This window comes from Bacillus sp. N6 (assembly GCF_052805735.1).
The window spans coordinates 2,686,662-2,707,832 of record NZ_CM127843.1 but is presented as its reverse complement, the minus strand read 5'-3'; the positions used below and the strand labels follow the sequence as shown (position 1 = coordinate 2,707,832).

General features: G+C 33.8%; 23 protein-coding genes. 18 read left to right on the top strand and 5 right to left on the bottom strand.

All coding sequences use genetic code 11. The annotated features are described in order from the left end of the window. Window positions 1–136 precede the first annotated feature (136 nt). The 5 genes from kynU to ACUXVC_RS13840 all read left to right on the top strand — a co-directional run bounded on the left by kynU (window position 137) and on the right by ACUXVC_RS13840 (window position 4,604). Window positions 137–1,423: a kynureninase gene (gene kynU, locus ACUXVC_RS13860; RefSeq protein ID WP_029442519.1), complete on the top strand. Its 1,287-nt coding sequence runs from the start codon at window positions 137–139 to the stop codon at window positions 1,421–1,423. 2 nt (window positions 1,424–1,425) lie between these two features. Next, entirely contained in the window at window positions 1,426–2,055 is a 630-nt protein-coding gene (gene kynB / locus ACUXVC_RS13855) for an arylformamidase (protein WP_000858074.1), read from the top strand. 32 nt (window positions 2,056–2,087) lie between these two features. Beyond that, window positions 2,088–2,927, top strand: a complete 840-nt coding sequence (kynA, locus tag ACUXVC_RS13850) for a tryptophan 2,3-dioxygenase (protein ID WP_000661957.1) — start codon at window positions 2,088–2,090, stop codon at window positions 2,925–2,927. 119 nt (window positions 2,928–3,046) lie between these two features. Continuing rightward, window positions 3,047–3,964, top strand: a complete 918-nt coding sequence (locus tag ACUXVC_RS13845; protein ID WP_029442518.1) for a serine hydrolase domain-containing protein — start codon at window positions 3,047–3,049, stop codon at window positions 3,962–3,964. Between the two features lie 16 nt (window positions 3,965–3,980). Then, window positions 3,981–4,604, top strand: a complete 624-nt coding sequence (locus ACUXVC_RS13840) for a Pr6Pr family membrane protein (protein ID WP_095690748.1) — start codon at window positions 3,981–3,983, stop codon at window positions 4,602–4,604. A 101-nt stretch (window positions 4,605–4,705) separates the two neighbouring features. On the opposite strand, the gene ACUXVC_RS13835 is transcribed toward ACUXVC_RS13840, so the two are convergent. After that, window positions 4,706–5,038: a DUF3889 domain-containing protein gene (locus ACUXVC_RS13835; RefSeq protein ID WP_000749154.1), complete on the bottom strand. Its 333-nt coding sequence runs from the start codon at window positions 5,036–5,038 to the stop codon at window positions 4,706–4,708. A 145-nt stretch (window positions 5,039–5,183) separates the two neighbouring features. Between ACUXVC_RS13835 and sleB the strand changes: the two genes are divergently transcribed. The 7 genes from sleB (at window position 5,184) to ACUXVC_RS13800 (ending at window position 10,379) form a co-directional block, all read left to right on the top strand. Then, window positions 5,184–5,963 carry a spore cortex-lytic enzyme gene (gene sleB / locus ACUXVC_RS13830; protein ID WP_001249053.1) on the top strand — a complete coding sequence of 260 codons (780 nt, stop codon included), beginning with the start codon at window positions 5,184–5,186 and terminating at the stop codon, window positions 5,961–5,963. A 15-nt stretch (window positions 5,964–5,978) separates the two neighbouring features. Then, window positions 5,979–7,319 carry a germination protein YpeB gene (ypeB, locus tag ACUXVC_RS13825; protein WP_000943728.1) on the top strand — a complete coding sequence of 447 codons (1,341 nt, stop codon included), beginning with the start codon at window positions 5,979–5,981 and terminating at the stop codon, window positions 7,317–7,319. A gap of 26 nt (window positions 7,320–7,345) precedes the next feature. After that, window positions 7,346–7,942 carry a YhcN/YlaJ family sporulation lipoprotein gene (locus ACUXVC_RS13820; RefSeq protein WP_095690750.1) on the top strand — a complete coding sequence of 199 codons (597 nt, stop codon included), beginning with the start codon at window positions 7,346–7,348 and terminating at the stop codon, window positions 7,940–7,942. Between the two features lie 106 nt (window positions 7,943–8,048). After that, window positions 8,049–8,405, top strand: coding sequence for a hypothetical protein (locus ACUXVC_RS13815; RefSeq protein ID WP_050843873.1), 357 nt, complete (start codon window positions 8,049–8,051; stop codon window positions 8,403–8,405). A gap of 11 nt (window positions 8,406–8,416) precedes the next feature. Further along, entirely contained in the window at window positions 8,417–8,929 is a 513-nt protein-coding gene (locus ACUXVC_RS13810; RefSeq protein WP_144465242.1) for a GNAT family N-acetyltransferase, read from the top strand. A 104-nt stretch (window positions 8,930–9,033) separates the two neighbouring features. Further along, window positions 9,034–9,813, top strand: coding sequence for an aromatic acid exporter family protein (locus ACUXVC_RS13805; RefSeq protein ID WP_446025707.1), 780 nt, complete (start codon window positions 9,034–9,036; stop codon window positions 9,811–9,813). A 29-nt stretch (window positions 9,814–9,842) separates the two neighbouring features. Further along, entirely contained in the window at window positions 9,843–10,379 is a 537-nt protein-coding gene (locus ACUXVC_RS13800; RefSeq protein WP_095690753.1) for a DUF1697 domain-containing protein, read from the top strand. Between the two features lie 44 nt (window positions 10,380–10,423). Here ACUXVC_RS13800 and ACUXVC_RS13795 read toward each other — a convergent pair whose 3' ends face one another. Continuing rightward, entirely contained in the window at window positions 10,424–10,828 is a 405-nt protein-coding gene (locus ACUXVC_RS13795; RefSeq protein ID WP_001093141.1) for a hypothetical protein, read from the bottom strand. Between the two features lie 209 nt (window positions 10,829–11,037). On the opposite strand from ACUXVC_RS13795, the gene ACUXVC_RS13790 reads away from it, so the two are divergent. Both ACUXVC_RS13790 and ACUXVC_RS13785 read left to right on the top strand, forming a co-directional pair. Then, on the top strand, window positions 11,038–12,207 hold the full coding sequence (locus tag ACUXVC_RS13790) for a ParM/StbA family protein (protein ID WP_000025622.1): 1,170 nt from the start codon (window positions 11,038–11,040) through the stop codon (window positions 12,205–12,207). A gap of 11 nt (window positions 12,208–12,218) precedes the next feature. Next, window positions 12,219–12,554 (top strand): hypothetical protein, encoded by a 336-nt coding sequence (locus ACUXVC_RS13785; RefSeq protein WP_001257761.1) that lies wholly within the window; start codon window positions 12,219–12,221, stop codon window positions 12,552–12,554. 119 nt (window positions 12,555–12,673) lie between these two features. On the opposite strand, the gene ACUXVC_RS13780 is transcribed toward ACUXVC_RS13785, so the two are convergent. Beyond that, window positions 12,674–13,528 carry an alpha/beta fold hydrolase gene (locus ACUXVC_RS13780; RefSeq protein WP_095690754.1) on the bottom strand — a complete coding sequence of 285 codons (855 nt, stop codon included), beginning with the start codon at window positions 13,526–13,528 and terminating at the stop codon, window positions 12,674–12,676. Between the two features lie 256 nt (window positions 13,529–13,784). Between ACUXVC_RS13780 and ACUXVC_RS13775 the strand changes: the two genes are divergently transcribed. Next, window positions 13,785–14,711 carry an NADP-dependent oxidoreductase gene (locus ACUXVC_RS13775; protein WP_095690755.1) on the top strand — a complete coding sequence of 309 codons (927 nt, stop codon included), beginning with the start codon at window positions 13,785–13,787 and terminating at the stop codon, window positions 14,709–14,711. A 127-nt stretch (window positions 14,712–14,838) separates the two neighbouring features. Here the strand turns inward: ACUXVC_RS13775 and pdxR are convergent, their stop codons facing one another. Beyond that, entirely contained in the window at window positions 14,839–16,272 is a 1,434-nt protein-coding gene (gene pdxR, locus ACUXVC_RS13770; protein WP_144465240.1) for a MocR-like pyridoxine biosynthesis transcription factor PdxR, read from the bottom strand. 148 nt (window positions 16,273–16,420) lie between these two features. On the opposite strand from pdxR, the gene ACUXVC_RS13765 reads away from it, so the two are divergent. From ACUXVC_RS13765 to ACUXVC_RS13755, 3 genes are all read left to right on the top strand, one after another. Beyond that, window positions 16,421–17,338, top strand: coding sequence for a DMT family transporter (locus ACUXVC_RS13765; protein WP_089171197.1), 918 nt, complete (start codon window positions 16,421–16,423; stop codon window positions 17,336–17,338). 199 nt (window positions 17,339–17,537) lie between these two features. After that, window positions 17,538–18,701, top strand: a complete 1,164-nt coding sequence (locus ACUXVC_RS13760; RefSeq protein ID WP_075718771.1) for an FAD-dependent oxidoreductase — start codon at window positions 17,538–17,540, stop codon at window positions 18,699–18,701. A gap of 24 nt (window positions 18,702–18,725) precedes the next feature. Further along, a complete protein-coding gene (locus ACUXVC_RS13755) occupies window positions 18,726–19,391 on the top strand; it encodes a TetR/AcrR family transcriptional regulator (protein WP_016081346.1) in 666 nt (221 codons plus the stop codon). A gap of 88 nt (window positions 19,392–19,479) precedes the next feature. Here ACUXVC_RS13755 and secY read toward each other — a convergent pair whose 3' ends face one another. After that, the gene (gene secY / locus ACUXVC_RS13750; RefSeq protein ID WP_446025706.1) at window positions 19,480–20,784 is read right to left on the bottom strand and encodes a preprotein translocase subunit SecY; all 1,305 of its coding nucleotides are present in this window, start codon (window positions 20,782–20,784) and stop codon (window positions 19,480–19,482) included. Window positions 20,785–21,171 lie beyond the last annotated feature (387 nt).

Here is a 21,171-nt window from a genome sequence, read left to right as displayed (position 1 = left end):
TATCTGAAAATATAACTGTATTGTAAAAGAAGTTCATATATAAAGTCAACTGACACAATATCATTGACGTTGTATCAATTAAGGTGATATATTTCAATTAGTTAGAATAAAAAGAAAATTAAGAGAAGGTGACACCATGTATAAAGAACCATTTCAACCAACTTATGAGTATGCGCTTGAATGTGATAAACATGATGAACTGAAAGATTTTCAAACTGAATTCTATAAAAAAGAAGGTACTATATATTTAGATGGAAACTCATTAGGGCTACTTTCAAAAAGAGCAGAGAAATCATTACTTACGTTGCTAGAATCTTGGAAAGAGTATGGCATTGACGGCTGGACAGAAGGTGAGCACCCGTGGTTTTTCCTTTCAGAGAAATTAGGTAAACTTACAGCCCCTCTTATTGGAGCTTTACCCGAAGAAACTATTGTAACCGGTTCTACGACTACGAATATACACCAAGTTATTGCGACGTTTTATGAACCAAAAGGAATACGTACAAAAATACTTGCGGATGAATTAACTTTCCCGTCAGATATTTATGCACTTCAAAGTCAAATTCGTCTAAAAGGATTAGACCCAAATGAACATCTAGTAAGAGTGAAAAGCCGAGATGGTAGAACACTTTCTGAAGAAGATATTATTTATGCGATGGAAGATGATATCGCTTTAATTTTATTACCTTCTGTTTTATATAGAAGTGGTCAAATTCTGGATATGAAACGTTTAACAACGGAAGCTCATAAACGCGGCATTCATATCGGATTTGATTTATGCCATTCAATAGGATCTATTCCGCATCATTTCAAAGATTGGGATGTCGATTTTGCTGTTTGGTGCAATTATAAATATTTAAATGCAGGACCAGGTAGTGTTGCAGGCCTTTATGTAAATAGTAAACATTTTAATAGACTGCCAGGATTGTCTGGATGGTTTAGTTCTAGAAAAGATAAACAGTTTGATATGGAGCATACATTAACAGCTGCTGATCATGCAGGTGCTTATCAAATTGGTACACCGCACGTATTAAGTACAGCACCATTAATTGGTTCACTTGAAATTTTCAAAGATGCTGGTATTGAACGTTTACGTGAGAAATCTTTACATATTACGAGATACATGCTGAATTTAATTGGACATGAATTAAAAGATTTCGAATTTACAATTGGAAATCCATTAGAGGATGAAAAACGAGGTGGGCACATTTATTTAGAGCATGCAGAAGCAGCACGTATATGTAAAGCACTAAAAGCAAATGGAGTAATTCCAGATTTTAGGGCGCCAAATGGGGTGAGACTTGCGCCGGTCGCTTTATATAACACATACGAAGAAGTGTGGAAATCTGTACAAATATTAAAGAAAATTATGAAAAATGAAGAGTATAAGCAGTTTGAAAATAAGCGAGAGGTTGTGGCATAAATATGAAAACATCAGAGTGGATTGATATTTCACAACCGCTAAATAATAATATTGCAACGTGGCCAGGAGACACACCGTTCTCGTATGAAGTTTCATGGTCAAAAGAAGAAAGTGGCTCAGTAAATGTCGGAAAGTTAACGATGAGTATTCATACAGGCACTCATATTGATGCACCATTTCATTTTGATAATGATGGAAAGAAAGTATTAGATTTAGATGTTCAAGTTTATGTTGGCCCAGCACGGATTATTGACGTTTCTAATCTTGAAAGCATCGGGAAAAAGGAATTAGAAAGCTTTCATTTAGAAGGTGTAGAACGATTATTATTACGTACATCTTCACATGGAAAAGCTGAAGAATTTCCAGAGGTGATCCCTCATTTACGTGCAGACATAGCGTCGTTTCTTTCAGAGAAAGGTATTCGTTTAATCGGAGTAGATGTACCATCAGTTGATCCGCTAGATGATAAAGAATTAGCAGCGCATCATCAATTATTTAAACATGGAATTCATATTTTAGAAAATGTCGTACTAGATCATGTAGCAGACGGTGATTATGAACTTATTGCATTACCACTTGCATTAACTGATGCAGATGGAAGTCCAGTTCGAGCCGTTATTAGACCAATATAAGTAGAATCATATAAAAGGGGCGTTTGGCTAATATGAAAGAAAATGAAAAAGTAATTATGGAAAAAGGGATTCATACGGATTTTAAAGAGAATATGACGTATGGGGAGTATTTACAATTAGATAGTTTACTATCTTCTCAAAAAAGATTATCGGACCATCATGATGAAATGTTATTTATCGTTATTCACCAAGCAAGTGAGCTTTGGATGAAGCTCATTTTACATGAGCTAAATGCGGCGATTGAATCTATTAAACAAGATAAATTACAACCAGCTTTTAAAATGTTAGCACGTGTATCAAAAATTCAGTCTCAAATTATTCAATCTTGGGATATTCTTGCGACATTAACACCATCAGAATATATTGAGTTTCGTGATTCACTCGGTCAAGCTTCAGGTTTTCAATCGTATCAATATCGTATGATTGAGTATGCACTTGGCTATAAAACGCCACACGCATTAAAAATTTATGAAAAGGATCCAGAATTACATGCACGACTTCATAAAGCGCTACATGCACCAAGTCTATATGATGTCGCGATTCAAGCATTAGTAAAAGAAGGATTCCCTATTCATAAAGATGTGTTAAACCGTGATATTACGCAACCTTATGAAGAAGATGCAACAGTAGAAGCAGCATGGTTGGAAGTGTATGCGGATGTGAAAAAATATTGGAATTTATATCAGCTTGCTGAAAAATTGATTGATATTGAAGACTGGCTACAACAATGGCGTTTCCGTCATATGAAAACAGTAGAAAGAATTATTGGACATAAAATGGGAACAGGTGGATCCTCCGGTGTTTCTTATTTAAAACGAGTACTTGATCAACAATTCTTCCCAGAGCTTTGGAATGTTCGTACGAAATTATAAAAATAAACCTGTCAGTTCATTATGGCTGACAGGTTTATTTTTATTTGAGCACAATTATGTTTAAAATGAAGGAACAAGATATAATAAATGGAGTAACTATTTAAATGGAGGTAAAGTTTTTGGATTTCAAGCAACTAGAAAATAAATTCGAAAAGAAAAAAGTGAATACATTTCTTGTTTATCAAAAAGGGGAATTAACAACTGAGTACTATAAAACACCTGAATGTGCAAATAACTTATATAAAATAAATTCGATTACAAAAAGTATTGTATCTTTATTAATTGGTATTGCTCTTGATAAGAGCTATATAAATGATATACATACACCGATTACAGAGTGGATTGAAAATGTACCTGGAGAAAAACATGATTTGACGCTTTATCACTTATTAACAATGACTACTGGTGAGGATTGGAAAGAGTTTGGAAATGGAGTAGTATTCCCAAATGACTTTGTAGAATCAGAGAACTGGGTGCAGTACATATTAGAAAAGCCAATAATTGAAGAACCCGCTACAAAAATGAATTATAATTCAGGTTCTTCTCATTTACTGAGCTATATTATTCAAGAAGCTACTGGAATGTCGACAGAGCGGTTTGCAAAGAAATATTTATTTGATCCATTAGAAATTAACGAATACGAGTGGCAACAAGATCCGCAAGGTATATATGTCGGCGGCTTCGGTATGAAAATGAAATCTACCGATTTATTAAAATTAGGAAAGTTATGTTTGCAAAATGGATATTGGAATGAAAAAGAAATTGTATCAGCGAAATGGTTAGAAGAGTCAAGTAGGGCTCTATTTGAAACATATGAACATGTCGGTGCATATGGATATCACTGGTGGGTATTACATAACGGAAGATTTCACATACCGTATTGTATATATTTTGCTATGGGATACGGCGGACAATACATCGTTATCATTCCTCAGTTAGAAATAGTAGCAATTATAAGTAGTCATATGCCAAAACGTGGGCTTGTTCCATTAAAACTATTTATTGAGCATGTACAGGGAAATTCTAATTATATATAAGAAAAGGAGGGAATGTATGAAGGATGAAAAAATTTTATCTTTATTTAGATTATGTTTAAGTCTTCTAGTGTGTAGCGCCATTGTTACGCAATTCATAATTAGGGCACAAGTGAAGCCGTTTAATCCAGTTAACTTTTTTAGTTTCTTCACCATTGAAAGTAACATTTTAGTTGCATGTATTCTCCTTTTAAGCAGTATCGGAACAGCTACATTTGGTCGCTCAGAACAGTTTAGTATACTTCGTGGTGCGGCAACGGTATACATACTTACGACAGGACTCGTTTATTTTTTGTTACTAAGAGGGTTAGAAGAGTCACTTCAAACGGCAATACCATGGGTAAATACTGTGCTACATTATATCATGCCGATTGCAATGCTTTTAGATTGGATTTTAAATCCACCTATTAAGAAAATCACTTGGAAACAAGCTGCAAGTTGGCTCTTATTCCCGTGTTTTTACGTTGTATATAGCTTAATACGTGGTCCAATCGTGAATTGGTATCCATATCCGTTTTTAGATCCGAGAATAGGTGGATATGGTAAAGTACTTTTATATAGCATAGGGATAGCTGTAGTAATTGGCGCTATTTGTATATTGGTAAGATTTTTAGGGAATCGAAACTTTAGGGAAAAATTTTAGAAATGCAAGGAACCCCACTGTTTCCATTTTTAACAGTGGGGTTTCATTTTATCCCCCATTAACGGGCAGCCCGATTGGTGAGGGCTGATTAAAGTTTCACTTTATCTACTCGTCTTCTGAAACGACAACTTTATAAATTTCTCCGTCTTCGTTTCAAATTCTACATCAACAAAAACACCATATTCTTTTCCATCTTCACGTAACCACAATTTAAATTTTTCAACAGTTATTTGAACTGTTTTTGGTTTTCTACCTATATGAAGATAGTCAATAATTTCTGCTTTTGGGTATTGTTCTTTCGTCTTTTCTACGGCAAGTTTACCCCATTTGGCATACGGCGGCTGCGCATGAACAATTGATGAGCCTGTATATATATTTGAACATGTTGTTAGGAACAGAATGACGAGTGCGACACGTTTTAACGATTTCTTCATGATGAACTCCTTTCATCCTTTTTTTATATTGTTTACATATTTTTTCAACGATATTAGTTTGGATTTTTTTGTCTTCTTTACATAAAAGCGAGGCTTTTACAAAACATAACCAAGAAATCATTTCCGTAATTAAGGAGGGAAAATTATGCGCCAAAAAGCTATTTTTAAAATAGCAGTTTTACTTGCGTTCATAGGACTGTCTTTAATGGTCAGTAGTATACAACTAAAGAATGTAGAAGCTTTTTCTAATCAAGTTATTCAAAGAGGAGCATCTGGCGAAGATGTCATTGAACTGCAATCTCGTTTGAAATATAACGGATTTTATACGGGAAAAGTGGATGGTGTTTTCGGATGGGGTACATACTGGGCACTTCGGAATTTTCAAGAGAAATTCGGATTACCCGTTGATGGTTTAGCTGGAGCTAAAACGAAGCAAATGCTCGTGAAGGCAACGAAGTATGACAAGTCAACTGCTAATAAAGGGACAACAACGAATAAAGGAAATAGCGGCGGAACTGCACAAGAGAATAAACCACCTCAAAATAAAGGGACAAATGTTCCGAACGGTTATTCTCAAAATGATATTCAGCTTATGGCAAACGCAGTATACGGAGAATCACGTGGTGAACCGTATTTAGGACAAGTTGCGGTAGCTGCCGTTATTTTGAATCGTGTTACAAGTGCGTCATTCCCAAATACTGTTTCAGGTGTAATCTTTGAGCCTAGAGCATTTACAGCAGTAGCCGATGGACAAATATATTTAACGCCAAATGAAACAGCAAAAAAAGCAGTTTTAGATGCGATTAACGGATGGGATCCAACAGGAAATGCTTTATATTATTTCAATCCAGATACTGCGACTAGTAAATGGATTTGGACTCGTCCACAAATTAAAAAAATCGGTAAACATATTTTCTGTAAATAGAGCGGAGGTGGGACAATGTTACGAGGTATTATCATTGTATTATTAACAGTCGGTGTAGTAGGAACAGGCTATTGGGGCTATAAAGAGCACCAAGAGAAAAATGCGGTTTTAATTCGAGCGGAAAATAGCTATCAACGTGCATTCCATGATTTAGCATACGAAGTCGATTTATTACACGATAAAATTGGCACAACACTTGCGATGAATTCACGATCATCTTTATCACCTGCATTAGCGGATGTATGGCGTTTAACATCTGAAGCTCGCTCAGATGTAGGACAACTTCCTTTAACATTAATGCCATTTAATAAAACGGAAGAATTTTTAGCGAATATCGGTGATTTCAGTTACCGTGCAGCCATTCGTGATTTAGAAAAAGAGCCGTTAAATGAGCAAGAATATAAAACGCTACAAACTTTATATTCAAATGCAGGAAATATACAAGATGAGCTAAGAAAAGTACAACATCTTGTTTTGAAAAATAATTTACGCTGGATGGATGTAGAAATGGCACTTGCATCAAATCGTGATCCAGCAGATAACACAATTATTGATGGATTGAAAACTGTAGAGAAAAACGTAACATCATATTCTTCTACAAACTTCGGACCGACCTTTACAAGTGCGCAAAAAAATAAAAAAGGCGGATTTGAAGCGGAAGGAAAGGCAATTTCTAAAGATGAAGCGGCGAAAATTGCCAAATCGTTTTTGAATTTAAAAGGAAATGAAAAAGTAGATGTAGAGAAAAGTGGAAAAGGTGCGAAAGAATCCTTCTATAGTGTGAAAATTAAAGATGAAGCAACGAACAATGAGTTCTATATGGATATTACCGGAAAAGGCGGATATCCAATTTGGGTTATGAATAACCGCGAAATTAAAGAACAGAAAGTTAGTTTAAACGATGCAGGTAGTAAAGGTTTAAAATTTTTAAAGGACCATAAGTTTAATAATATGGAGCTTTATGATAGCTCACAATATGATAATGTTGGTGTATTTACGTATGTAGTAAATGAAAATGGAGTACGAATTTATCCAGAAGCAATCCAAATGAAAATTGCTTTAGATGACGGTTCTATCGTAGGGTTCTCCGCAAAAGAATATTTAGCGTCACATCAAAAACGAACAGTTCCATCGGCAAAGCTAACTGCAGCAGAAGCAAGAAAGAAAATCAATCCGGATGTAAAAGTAATGGAAGAACGTAAAGCTGTAGTAGTTAATGATTTGCATAATGAAGTACTTTGCTATGAATTTGTAGGTACTTTAGGAAAAGATACGTACCAAATATTCATTAATGCTAATAGCGGGGTCGAGGAAAAGGTAAAGAAAATGCAAGCTGTTGAAAAAATTTATGATTAAACCTTAAAAGTGAAGTGGTGAAAATAATGAAAACTCTAATATATATATTAATGCTTTGCTTCGTTATAACTGGATGCAGTATTGGAACAAAAGAAAACCCAAACGAAAAGCCGGAACAAAAAAATGTTTCAATGAAAAATGTTAATTATACGAATAAATCCAATAAGCCAAATGAAAAAGCGGCAGATCATTTAGCATCTTTAGCAGCAAGTGTGCCAGGTGTGAATGATGCGACAGCGGTCGTTGTTGGAAAATATGCTATTGTAGGTATAGACGTAAAAGCAAAACTTGATCGAACTCGTGTTGAATCAATTAAATATTCTGTTGCAGAAAGTTTAAAAAATGACCCTGACGGTGCTAATGCAGTCGTTGTAGCAGATGTTGATACGTATGAACGCCTCAAACAAATCGGAAAGCAAATTAAAAAAGGAAAAACAGGTGAAGGTATACTAGATGAATTAGCGGCTATTGTGGGACGAGTAATGCCACAAGTTCCACATGATATGATTGAAAATCGAGAAACGAATCCAATTAAAGATAATGATAAACAATTACCAAAAGATGAAGAACAAGAGTTAAGAAAAGAACAGGATGATCAATCAAATAATCATTTGAATAAATGAAATTAGCCTCGTACTTAATTGTGCGAGGTTTTTAAGTATAATATTAAATATTCAGTTTATTTTTAAGGGAATATATGGTTTAATTATGATGGGAGGGACAACTGTTATGATGAAAAAAAGCGCATGTATATTGTTTAGTTTATGCTTAGGTTTCAGTATGACAGCGTGTGAAAAGAGAAAAGAAGTGAAAAATCAAACAGCAACTTCTTCTACTGTGATGGAAAGGCAACAAAAAGAATCTATCAATATAAATCATTTCTCGAACATAAATGAAGGAATGACTTATACAGAAGTGAAAGATTTAATTGGTTTTGAAGGGGATTTACTTATAGAAGAAGGGGTAGAACATTCTACACAAATTAAACAAATTTTTGCTTGGAAAGGAAACGATCCAAATTCATTTGTTGAAATTACCTTTTTAGATGGAAGAGTGCATTCAAAAGCACAGCAAGGTATAAGTTAATAAGCTAAAAAATGGGAGAGTTTAGCATGAACATACACATAGGGGAAATTCAATTAGTTCCGTATAAGGAGAAATATAAAGAACTTATACAAACATTTACTTTACCAAGTGAACAAGTTCAGTTTACAGCAGATCCAAGCGCATTACTGGAAAAAGCAAAAAGTGATCGTACAAAAAATGTGATTGTTATTTTAGATTACAATGGGGTACCGGTGGGTCTTTTCGCATTGGAAACGGGAGATAGAGTAAAGGAATTCACAGATAATGAGGATGCTTTACTTTTAACGTCATTTTCTATTAATCACAATAGACAAAGAAAAGGATTCGCTAAAAAGTCATTGTTATTATTAGAAGATTTTGTAAAATTCTATTTTCCAATAAAAAATGAAGTTGTACTTGCTGTGAATGAAAGAAATATTCCTGCACAAAATTTATATGCAAAAGTGGGCTTCGAAGATAAAGGTTTTAGAAGAATGGGACCAATTGGCCAACAAATAATAATGCATTTACCTATAATGAAATAATGAGATAGAAAACTTACTCTTGAATATTCATGTAGTAGGTTTTTTTATTTTAACAATATATAATATATGTATATAAAATGAAATAGAAATGAAGGATATAAAAAATGAATCAAGATAGAAAATGGAATATCGTTGGGGGAAGAGTAATTAAAACTGGGATTGCAGTTTTTCTTACAGTGTTAGTTTGTGAATTTTTCGACATCCCAACTATTTTTGCTGTAATAACAGCAATTGTTACAATTGAACCAACTGCAACAGACTCAATAAAAAAAGGACTTATTCGCTTTCCGGCCTCAACAATTGGATCGGCATATGCTATGACTTTCACATTTTTCCTAGGTCACCAAGCAATTTCTTATGCATTAGTTGCAGGAAAAGGTATGAAAAAGGAGACTGCTCAGGATTTATCTAAATTGACTGTATTATTGCATAAGGCGATACAATTTGTTCAATATGAGCAGAAAGATTGGAAATATCATCAACATACAAAGAAGGAAATGAGAAGCTTTTTAATGATGCAGAAGCAACTTCATATATTACAGCAAATCATTTACCATATAGATAATTTAGCTCGGGTATCAATTGAGACTTGTGACTGGTCACAAAGTGAAAGAGAAATATTACAACGAACAATTCATTCTATAATTGCTATATTGAGAAACCATTGTAATGAAATTGATGAGGAACATTTCAAACTTATTGCTGAATTAGATAAGCAATTTTGGAGTTATAAAAATGATTTAAAAGATTATAAACCAAATCATTATCATCACCATTTTTTAAGTGAATCTATTATTTTATTTGAGGTATTATCTATTCATGATATGTTAGAAGAATTAAAACAAATATCCGAGAAATATGAGTTGGAAAATCGATTCAATTGATAAGTTCATTTTACTGTGGGGGGGATAATATGACACTTTATATTGCATTACTAAGAGGAATCAATGTCGGTGGCCATAAAATAATCAAAATGGCTGATTTAAAACGAGTGTTTGAATCAATAGGGTTAAAACAAGTGAAAACATATATACAAAGTGGTAATATCGTGTTCGAATCTGAGGAAGGTATAAACTTTCTAAAGGACCGAATACAATCTGAACTAAAAAAAGAATTTGATTTCGATGTTCCAGTCATGCTAAGAACATATGGTGAATTTATAAATATTATTAAACAATGTCCGTATGAAGTTCATTCATTGTTAGAAGGAGAAAGTGTTCATGTTGCTTTTTTAGCTAATGTACTTTCTGAAGAGGAAAGTAGTCAATTGCTTACATTTAAAAGTGAACTTGAAGATTGCTATATAGATGAGAAGGTTGCATATTTGTTTTTCAAAAATAGCATTCGAAATTCTAAATTAATGAACCAGTTTCAGAAGTTACATACACCAGCTACAGTTAGGAATTGGCGTACTGTGAATAAATTAAAAGCAATTGTAGAGAGTATGTAAATATAAAAAGATGAGGTTTTCTACATGTAGAAAACCTCATCTTTTTACTTATATTGTTTTGCAACTATGAGTTCGACAATAGGATAAATAAAGAATGAAGAGCAAATTGCGATGAACAGAGGGAGGTTTTTAACGCCATCTAAATTAGCCCCCATAGAAAATCCTTCGGAGAAGATTAATAAAAGGAACATTACAACTACAAGCACAAAATACGCAATTTTAAAGCTTTTATATGTAATTTGTTGGCCCATTTCATCTTGACTTTCTTCTGATACACCGTGGGGATCTCCCCAAGTAATGTGATTAATTAAATTACTAAGTATTAACGAGATAGCAAAAATCGTACCACCCAAAATAGAACCTTCAGTGATGTATTTATATGTGCCATGTACTAGTATTGCAATTAATGCTAAAACAATGATTATAAAAATAGTTTTTTTAGTATTCAATAAATAATTGCCCCCCTCGATTGTAAAAAACTCTTTACAAATATAAGTATAAAATTGGAAAAGTATCATGTCAAATACTTTTTACATATAATATGTAAGTATGTAATATTTTGGTTTTATGATAAATAAAAAATTACAATACATTTGAATGTAAAAGAATGGGCTCGCATATATTTGGAAGGGATGTCAGATTAATTTAGGGGGTAGTTATGTCTATACTTTTAAAAGCTGGTGCAGATGCAGGAAACAACGGTTTGAAGTTAATGGTGAAAGGGCAAGACCCTATTTTTATTCCGAGTATTTATTCTTTATATATAGGTGAGCCGACAGGACTCTTAGATGAGGTAGATGTTTCATTATCTGAATTAGAAAACCACATTGATGTGACTATAAGTTCGCCATCGTTAATGCTAAATAATGTACGATACATCGTTGGAGAAAAAGTCATTCAAGATCAATTAAAAGGTACTGAGGTAGAGAAGAAATCGAATAAGTCAACGGATGAGTTAATGGTTATTACAATACTATCAGGTTTGGCGGTAAGCGCTATGCGTCAAAGTCCAACTTCTAGCCATATTAATATTCGATATGATTTATCTGTCGCTCTTCCTATGCAGCTTATTACACAAGAAATAGCTGCTGAAAATGCAAAACGTTATATGGGAAATCATAAGGTTATTTTCCATTATCCGAACGGACGCGATGTGACAATTAATGTTTCAATTGAGTATTGTAAATGCCTGCCTGAGGGTGCTTCTGGGACGTGGGGCATTGTATACGATGAAGAAGGAAATGTTGTGAAACATAAAATAGAATGTGAGCAAAATCAAGTTTCTGAAATTGATTTTGTAGATAAAACTCTACTCTCTTTTGATATTGGTGCAGGGACGACAGAAGAAGTCGTTTCATTAGGGGTAAATTTCCGTCCGCAACTAAGTAAAGGTTTATCTTATGGTGTAAAAGAGACGTTACTACAAATCATTACGAGATGGAACCGGAAGTATCCAACTAAGACGATTGATAGTATTACAGAATTCAATCAAATTTATTTAAATGATAAGCATCCGAGAAATACCTTATTAGTTGAGGAATCACAGCCAGCGCTATTAGGTTTAGCAGCACGTGTTGCAACAGATATTATAAATAAAATTGATGATATGAAAGACGATCCATACGTGTTTATTTATGGCGGGGGTGCAGTAATTATTAAAAACAGTTTAAAAATGATTTTAAAGCAAAAAGGACGACTCAAAAATGTAATCTTTGTAGATAATCCGTTATTTACAAATGCACGAGGATTATTAGTTTATACTTGTTCGCCAAAATATAGAGAGCATAAGCAAAAAGAGTTAGGATTTACAAACTTAACGATAAGTTAGTTGGTGGAAGTATGCGATCTAGGCGATATAAACGTGGTGATCGAGTAAAAATCAATATTCATAAATCGGTATCACCTGAAATGCTTGCGTGGCTGAATAAACAATCAAATCCAACTAATTTCTTCTTTTTTGCTGCGCAGCAATTATTTAAACAAGTAGGAGATATTGACGTTTCAAAAGCTTTACCAAGTAGCCATGTTTTCTCATTATATGTGGAGCCTTCATCCTTATTAAAAGTCGAAGTAAACCCTTTTAAAAACATGACACTAGAAGCAAATACATCCACCGAAAATGCAAAAAAAAAATTATGGGAATCTGTTGATCAATTAGATTGTCCATTTTTTTAAACATAGAAAAATATAAGAAGTCCCATCACTATACATACGAATACAGTGATGGGTTTTTGTTTGTAAATGGAAGGGGGCACAATACAATTTGTGCCCCCTTCTGTTAATTATTTGTTTGTCTAAATTTCAGATGTATGTTTAGAAACCGCAGTAATTATGCTTTCCCAATCATTTGGATGATTTTCATGACCTGCCCCTTTAAGAGTTAATAGTACTGAGCTTGGAATTTCATCAATTAGTGCGAGGCCATGTTCAAATGGGAGTGCTGTATCGTCTGTTCCATGAATAACCAATGTTGGTGCTTGTATGGAGTGAAGTACACCTTCATATGCATCATCACCTTGAAGTAAAGCGTGATTAAACATACTTAATAAATTGTTTGCGCGTTCTATTTCTTGTTTTACTTGTGTATAAACTCTATTTTCATCAAATATTCGTTCTGATCCACATAATAGACGAGATCCTGAAACTAAATACTCTGCCACATCATTTTTATTTGTCCAATCAATACTTGCGCTCTTTACATGATGTGTTAAAATCCTTTCATCCATTGGGGGTAAATCGCGAGTATTATTATCAGATCCTATTACACTAGTCGCTAGTAAAGATAGCGTCAAAATTCTTTCGGGATGTTTTACAGCGGCAATTTGAGCAATCATACCACCTAATGACATACCAAAAAAATGGGCTTTATCAATATGATAAGCGTCTAATACCCCGATTGCATCTTCAGCCATATCTGTTACTGAATAATTTGAAGTGCCAGGTTCATATGTAACAGAGCGTCCAACATCGCGATTATCAAAGCGAATAACAAATTTTCCTGTGTTCGCCAACTGTTCACAAAATTCTTCATCCCAATATATCATTGAACAAGTAGCTCCCATAATTAATAAAATAGCGGGATCATTAGAGTTACCGAAGCTTTCTGTACATATATCAATACCGTTTATTTTAAATATCTTTTCACTCATAAAGTTAGCCCCATTTCTTTTGAATTTAATTAATAATACAGTTTTGAATAATTCTAAGATGTGTGTAAGATTCTTTTTGAAATTCATCCCGCTATTTGCCGGGCAGTAAGAGCCCGATTGGTGAGGAATGATTAAAGTTTTACTTTATAATGCTTTTTGCATAATTACCCCCAAAAATAAGTATATGGTAATTCAAGGCAAAAAATTTTGAGAAATAATTGTATGTTATTAAAATAAACAGTAAGGAGGAGAGGAAATGAAAGCAATTGTTATTGATCGATATGGCAGTGTTGAAGAATTAAAAGAAAGACAAGTTTTAAAACCGGTTGTTAAGAATAATGAGGTATTAATACGTATTCATGCAACATCTGTTAATCCAGTTGATTGGAAAATAAGAAAAGGTGACTTACAAGAACAGTTACGCTTTTCATTTCCAATCACTTTAGGATTAGATGTAGCTGGAGTTATTGAAGAAGTTGGAGAAGATGTAGAGTGTTTCAATATAGGAGATAAAGTGTTTACGAAACCTGAAAATATAGGAAGCGGCTCTTATGCTGAATTCATTGCAGTACAATTAGATTTAGTATCACATATGCCTAATAATATTAGTTACGAAGAAGCAGCTTCTATTCCTCTTGCAGGACTTACAGCGTGGCAAAGTCTTGTAGATTACGCAAAAATAAAAGAAAATGACCGTGTATTCATTCATGCCGGAGCTGGTGGCGTTGGAAGTTTGGCAATCCAAATCGCAAAATCATTTGGAGCTTTTGTTGCAACGACTGCTAGTAGAAAAAATAAAGAATTTTTACAGTCTTTAGGAGCGGATCTCGTTATTGATTATAAAAAAGATAAATTTGAAGAACTAGTATCAGATTTTGATATTGTGTTAGATACAATAGGTGGCGAAGTGCAAGAAAAAAGTTTTCGAATTATTAAACCTGGTGGTGTTCTAATTTCCATTGTTCATGAACCACTACAAAAAGTAGAAGGAATAAAATCAGGATTTTTATGGCTAAAACCAAATGGAAAACAATTAGAAGAATTATCAGCTTTAATTGTAAACGGAAAAATCAAACCAATCATAAGTAAAGTGGTGCCATTTAATGAAGCAGGAGTTCGAGAAGCTCATATTTTGAGTGAAGGACAACATGTTAGAGGAAAGATTGTAGTTAAAGTGGAATGATAATAAAGATTACAGCTTATAGAGTAACTAGATTTGAATAACGAAAAAGCTCAACAATAAATAATATCCCATACTATACATTTTCATTTGCAGGTATTATTTATTGTTGGCTAATGTGATATTGCTTCTAACAAATACTTTTTCGTATTGTATCATGTAATTTCTCTAATCCAATTTCCATATCTTTCTCGTTTAACATTGAATAGCTAATTCTTAATTGGTTATCATTTGTTTCGTAGTTTAATAGACAAGCTGTTCCTGGTAAAAAAGAGACATCTACTTCATTTGCTTTTTGTAATAAGGTAAAGGGATCTATCGAATCAGGTAGTGTCACCCATAAATTAAAACCTCCATTTGGTATTTCAAAGTGTAGTTCTTTTAATGGCGATAATATATCAATTGTTAAATCACGTCTCATTTGTAAAGCTGTACGTAATTTTTCTAAATGGTTTTTCATACGCTCTGCACGTAAAAACGGTAGAAGTGCCTTTTGTGTTAATAAAGGACTACCGATATCCATTGAACCTTTCACTGCATATAGCCATTCAAAAATAGGGCCATCGGCAATAAGTGCTGCGATACGCAGTCCTGGTGCTAACGTTTTACTAAATCCTTTTATATATATTACGTGACCATCTTTATCAAAATTTTTGATTGGGGGCGGGACTATAGCATCCTCAAAATATATTTCTCCGAAAGAATCATCTTCAATGATAAAAAATTGATATAGCTCCGCTAGTTCTATAAGTTCCATTCTTCGTTCTTTACTCATTACTGTACCTGTCGGGTTTTGGAAGGTCGGATTCGTATACAATAAAACGGGATTTTTACTTTGACAAATATCATCAATTAAGTCGGAGCGAACTCCATGATTATCAAGAGAAACGGGAATGATTTGAACACCTTTATTGATGAAAACATCAAGCGCGGCACTGTAACATGGACTTTCTACTAATACAGTATCTCCAGGTTTTAATAATGTTTGAGCAATTAAATCAATTGCTTGTTGTGCTCCGCTTGTAATTAATAATTGAGATGGGTCCGTCACTAATTTCTGGTGTTCATTTAAGTAATTTGCTATTTCAACTCGCAATTCATAATCGCCTTGAACTGGCCCATAAGTTGCTAACAACATCGGATTTTTATCCAGCGATTTATGCATTTCATCTGCCAAAAATGGATTTGGTAACAGACGAGGATACAGAATTGCTTGTGAAAAATTATAATATTTACGGTGCTTATTCATTGCATATTGAGAACGCATAACATTAATCGTTTTCGTTTGTTGCCATTTATACGGAATTGGTTTGAAATCTTTCTTTACCCGTTTATATATGTAAGCACCTTTTCCTTGTTCGATGCGTATATACCCTTTCGTTTCTAATTGTTTATACGCTTTACGAACTGTTAATACATTGATTTGTAAATCTGTGGCCATACAACGTAAAGAAGGAAGAGATTCACCATGTGAAAGCATACCACTTTGTATTCTGTCAACAATTTGCATATATATTTGCTTGTAATACGGTATGTTTGTTTCTTTACGCAATACAATTTTCATAGGTTCACCTATTTTTCTTTTTAACTTAATTAAAGCGAAAAATATATAGGGAATCAACTACAACTTGAAGTAACTGTTATATGTACCGATACACTGTTATACACCATAGCCTCTATACTCATTTTAAGAGTAAAAAGGAGGAAGCAAAATGGTCATTTTTAATTACATTTTAGTATGTATTATTTTCGGGACAACATTTTTAACGATAAAAATTGGAATTGAAGCAGGGGCGCCACCGTTGTTTTCAGCAGGAATTCGTTTCTTTTTAGCGGGCATAATCCTTATGATTCTTTTTAAATTCAAGCGAAAAGAAATTATGCCACATATATTTTCAAAACGCATTATGTATGCTGGATTTTGTTTAACATTTATGACATTCGCAAGTTTATATTGGTCAGAACAATATATTTCTTCGGGATTAGCTGCTGTTCTTTCTGCTACGGGACCAATGATGATTTTATTAATACAAGCAAAGAGGAATAGGGAGAAATTACAAAAGGAACAACTCGTTGCTTTAGTTATTGCACTAATAGGTGTTATATTTGTTTCTTTACCAGGAATGCATCAACAAGTAAGTTTCATATGGAGTATTGCTTGTATTGTTTTAGTTATAGGAGAGTTATTTTACGGAATAGGCTCTATTCGTTCAAAAGAAATACTTTCAGATTTATCAAATGTATCACCATTTCTTATTAACGGAATTCAAATGTTTTATGGAGGGATTTTACTACTAATCGCATCTATTATTGTAGAACAACCAAATGTAACTGTATTAACTTCATGGAGTGTACAATGGCCTATTTTATATCTCATATTTATCGGATCGATCGGTGGACACGGATTATATTACTGGCTCTTATCAAAAACAAACCCAGTATTTCCATCGACGTGGTTGTATGTATCACCATTAATAGCAATTATCGTAGGGTATATCGTATTAGGAGAACCCTTAAATCCTAAAATGGGAATGGGGGCTTGTTTCATTTTGATAGGTGTATTTTTAGCAAACCGTACAACAATTGGAGCTTATTTTAAGCAAGGGAAGCTATTAAAGAAGGAGCTTTAAATAGAAACGACTAAAGTGTTTTGAGAACTTAAATAAATAGATGACACAAAAAACATGCTATTACTAATTTGTAGCATGTTTTTCTTATTGGAGCCGTTACCGTAATTTTCCTGGATAATAACGAACACTGTACTTTACGAACAGTGTTCGTTGTGTTATAAATAGAACAAGTAATTCAAAAACATGTAAGGTGTGATTAATGATGGAAAGAACGAAAAATACGAAAAAAAGAATTGCCATTATAGGCGCTGGACCAGGAGGATTAACATTAGCTCGTATATTACAACAACATGGTTTAAAAAGTGTGGTGTATGAAAGAGAAACATCCCCAATGAGTCGTCAACAAGGAGGTTCATTAGATATCCATCATGATTCTGGTCAAGAAGCGCTAAAAGAAGCAGGATTGTTAGAGAAATTTTATGAATTTGCTAGATATGAGGGAGAAGATTTTCGCTTATTTGATAAAAGTGGAAAAATATATTTAGATGAAGAAGCAGATTCAGCTGGCGGAGATCGTCCTGAAATTGATCGTGGTACTTTGCGTGAGTTGCTTTTAAACTCTGTTGATTCAGAATGTATACATTGGGGATATAATTTAATAAAAGCCGTTTCTCTAGAAAATGGTATGCATAAACTTCATTTTGAAAATGGACATGTAGATATTGTGGATTTAGTTGTAGCGGCAGATGGTGCTTTTTCACAAATTCGCCAACTTGTCACAGATTCGGCACCGCAATATACTGGAATTAGTATGATTGAATTGAATTTGCAAAATGTCACGGAAAATCATCCGGGAATAGCGGAGTTTAATCGACGTGGTAAAGTCTTTGCACTTTCGGATCAAAAAGGTATTTTGGCACAGTTAAATGGAGATGACAGTATTCGAGTATACTTAAGTTTTAGAACTAATAAAGAATGGCTTGATAATTGTGGGATTCCATTTGAAAATGTAGAAGAAGCAAAGAGTCAACTTCTACAATATTTTGAGGACTGGGATGAAACTCTTAAAAATTATATTAGATGTGCAGATGGTGCAATTTTTCCTAGACGAATTTATATGTTACCTGTGGGGCTAACTTGGAATAGTACACCTGGTGTTACTTTAATTGGTGATGCTGCTCATTTAATGTCTCCATTTGCTGGAGAAGGTGTGAACCTAGCTATGCGTGATGCAGCAGAACTTGCACTAGCTATTGTAAAGTATGACGATTTGAACGAAGCAATCAAAACTTATGAAGGAAAAATGTACGATTATTCTTCACAATCTGCTGCTATCTCAAATGATAACCTTGAAATTTGTTTTTCAGAAGATGCTGCTATTAAAATGTACAATCTTATGAATCAACTTCATGGACAACAATAAAACTGGATGTAATGAAGGAGAACTATGGAAGAGAAAACAAATACAACGAATAGCCGTCGTTCGCGACCAGCAAAAGAACCATTGAGTAAAGAAATCATTGTGAAAACCGCATATAACCTCCTGGAGTCTGAAGGAATATCAGGTCTTAGTATGAGAAAAATTGCAAAAGTGCTAGATACAGGACCATCTTCTTTATATGTTTATGTTAAAAATGCTGATGAATTAAGAGCGTTTGTATTAGATTATGGTCTAGGAAAGATTGAAGAAATAGATGTCAAAAATGAAACATGGAAAAAAGAATTATTTGAACTTGTATATTCATATTTCAGAATTTTGTTCAATTCCCCTGGAATGGCAGAATTGGCTTTAATGACAATTCCAATTGGACCAAATTCGTTAGCTCTTACCGAACAGATTTTGCACCAATTACACCTAGGAGGAGTAAATGCGAAATCATCAGCATGGGGAGTAGATATTCTACTGTTATATGCTGCTTCAGTCGCCTTTGAACAAACAGCACGTAAAGAAAAGGGAACTACACTTGACGCAATTCGTGCTTCGTACGAAACATTAGATGTAGTAAAGTATCCGATGATTGTAAGCTTAAAAGATGATATGTTGTCTGGTGGAGAAGAAAGGTTCCGCTGGGGATTAGAAGTTGTACTTCAAGGTATTTTACATGCACAATAATAAGGATTTTAAAATCGAGAATTAATGGCGATATTTATATAAAATAAAAAACACACTATGTCTTTAAAATATAGTGTGTTTTTTATAATTAATTCACTTTTTTAATAAAGCCTTTATAATGACGTTTTACAAGCTGGCTTTCTAACGTCTTCATAGTTTCTAGTGCTACACCGACAATGATAAGTAAGCTTGTACCACCAATTTGAGCAGAAGGTGGTAACGTAGCAATTTTCGTGAATACGAGCGGTAATATAGAAATTGCACCTAAGAAAATTGCACCAATAAATGTTAAACGGTATAAAATTTTAGTTACATATTGTTCAGTTGCTTTACCAGGACGAATACCAGGAACATATCCATTTTGCTTTTTCAAATTCTCAGCCATTTGTTCAGGATTTACTTGAATAAATGCGTAGAAGTATGTGAAAGCAACGATAAGACCGACATAAAGTGTCATTCCAATTGGATGTGCGAAATCAAGATTTGCAACTAACCATTTTGATACGCTTGAATCAGGGAAGAGCTGCGCAATTGTACGCGGCGTCATTAAAAATGCAGAAGCAAAGATAACTGGTATAACACCAGCACTATTTACTTTAAGCGGTAAATGAGTGTTTTTTGCTCCTTGATATTGATTGTTTCCTGAAACAGCTTTTGCATATTGGATCGGTATTTTACGTACAGCTTGTTGAATGTAAATAACACCAACAACTATCGCTAAAATTACGAGTCCAATTAAAACAATTTTTATTATGTGCATAAATAGCTGATCGCCAGCATTTTGGAATTGTTGTAAATAAATTTGATTTGCAACATTTGGAATCGCGGCAACGAGACCTGCGAAGATAATCATCGAAATACCATTACCAACTCCGTTAGCGGTAATTTGTTCGCCTAACCAAAGTAAAAATGCAGTACCTGCAGTTAAAACTGTCGCAATAAATAAGTATGTAGTCCAGCTTTGATCTGTTATTAATTGTCCACCTGCTATATTATTAAAGCCATAAGACATTCCGATGGCCTGTATGAATGCGAGAATGTTTGTAAAGTATCGAGTGAATTGAGCTGATTTCTTACGGCCCATTTCTCCTTGCTTTGCCCATTCCGAAAACTTAGGTATAACATCCATTTGTAGTAATTGTACTATGATGGAAGCTGTAATATATGGTGTAATACCTACAGCAAAGATTGAGAAATGTTGCAATGCTCCTCCACCAAATACGTTTAACATACCTAGAACGTTAGCTTGATCTTGTACTTTTAATACCTCTGCGTTAGTATGAGGAACTGGAATAAACGTGCCAATTCGAAAAACGATTAACATCGCTAGTGTAAAAAGGATTTTCCTTCTTATCTCAGCTACTCTCATGAAATTTGAAATCGTACGAAACATTATGTCGCCTCCTATATTTTTATCAGTAAAAAACTGATTATTATACCCTATGAAGTAACCACAAACCTCCTTCCGCACTAAATTCATTTGACAAATGGATTTTCATACACTTTGTAGTTTTCACGGATATAAAAATATAAGGTGTTATATAAGCGACCTTTACACTTTACGTAATCATTCAATACCCATAATATATCGAATAAATTAACAAATGTACATACATACGCATTAAAAATGAATAAATAGGGCCATTTTTTACATTTATTTAATGATAAATTGATAGGAGATTATTATTCAAGATTGTTATACATGTTATCAATTAAAGTTTATCCCGCATTAACTGGTAGCCCAATTGGTTCAACTAATAATCAGTGGGGATGAACAAAA

Bases quoted from the DNA above. Each gene is read 5' to 3' on its own strand.
- sleB (WP_001249053.1), top strand. From the start codon at position 5,184: ATGCGCCAAAAAGCTATTTTTAAAATAGCAGTTTTACTTGCGTTCATA.
- ACUXVC_RS13790 (WP_000025622.1), top strand. From the start codon at position 11,038: ATGTCTATACTTTTAAAAGCTGGTGCAGATGCAGGAAACAACGGTTTG.
- ACUXVC_RS13815 (WP_050843873.1), top strand. From the start codon at position 8,049: ATGATGAAAAAAAGCGCATGTATATTGTTTAGTTTATGCTTAGGTTTC.
- ypeB (WP_000943728.1), top strand. From the start codon at position 5,979: ATGTTACGAGGTATTATCATTGTATTATTAACAGTCGGTGTAGTAGGA.
- kynB (WP_000858074.1), top strand. From the start codon at position 1,426: ATGAAAACATCAGAGTGGATTGATATTTCACAACCGCTAAATAATAAT.
- kynA (WP_000661957.1), top strand. From the start codon at position 2,088: ATGAAAGAAAATGAAAAAGTAATTATGGAAAAAGGGATTCATACGGAT.
- ACUXVC_RS13775 (WP_095690755.1), top strand. From the start codon at position 13,785: ATGAAAGCAATTGTTATTGATCGATATGGCAGTGTTGAAGAATTAAAA.
- kynU (WP_029442519.1), top strand. From the start codon at position 137: ATGTATAAAGAACCATTTCAACCAACTTATGAGTATGCGCTTGAATGT.
- ACUXVC_RS13800 (WP_095690753.1), top strand. From the start codon at position 9,843: ATGACACTTTATATTGCATTACTAAGAGGAATCAATGTCGGTGGCCAT.
- ACUXVC_RS13805 (WP_446025707.1), top strand. From the start codon at position 9,034: ATGAATCAAGATAGAAAATGGAATATCGTTGGGGGAAGAGTAATTAAA.
- ACUXVC_RS13755 (WP_016081346.1), top strand. From the start codon at position 18,726: ATGGAAGAGAAAACAAATACAACGAATAGCCGTCGTTCGCGACCAGCA.
- pdxR (WP_144465240.1), bottom strand. From the start codon at position 16,272: ATGAAAATTGTATTGCGTAAAGAAACAAACATACCGTATTACAAGCAA.
- ACUXVC_RS13840 (WP_095690748.1), top strand. From the start codon at position 3,981: ATGAAGGATGAAAAAATTTTATCTTTATTTAGATTATGTTTAAGTCTT.
- ACUXVC_RS13765 (WP_089171197.1), top strand. From the start codon at position 16,421: ATGGTCATTTTTAATTACATTTTAGTATGTATTATTTTCGGGACAACA.
- ACUXVC_RS13780 (WP_095690754.1), bottom strand. From the start codon at position 13,528: ATGAGTGAAAAGATATTTAAAATAAACGGTATTGATATATGTACAGAA.
- ACUXVC_RS13760 (WP_075718771.1), top strand. From the start codon at position 17,538: ATGATGGAAAGAACGAAAAATACGAAAAAAAGAATTGCCATTATAGGC.
- ACUXVC_RS13835 (WP_000749154.1), bottom strand. From the start codon at position 5,038: ATGAAGAAATCGTTAAAACGTGTCGCACTCGTCATTCTGTTCCTAACA.
- secY (WP_446025706.1), bottom strand. From the start codon at position 20,784: ATGTTTCGTACGATTTCAAATTTCATGAGAGTAGCTGAGATAAGAAGG.
- ACUXVC_RS13785 (WP_001257761.1), top strand. From the start codon at position 12,219: ATGCGATCTAGGCGATATAAACGTGGTGATCGAGTAAAAATCAATATT.
- ACUXVC_RS13820 (WP_095690750.1), top strand. From the start codon at position 7,346: ATGAAAACTCTAATATATATATTAATGCTTTGCTTCGTTATAACTGGA.
- ACUXVC_RS13810 (WP_144465242.1), top strand. From the start codon at position 8,417: ATGGGAGAGTTTAGCATGAACATACACATAGGGGAAATTCAATTAGTT.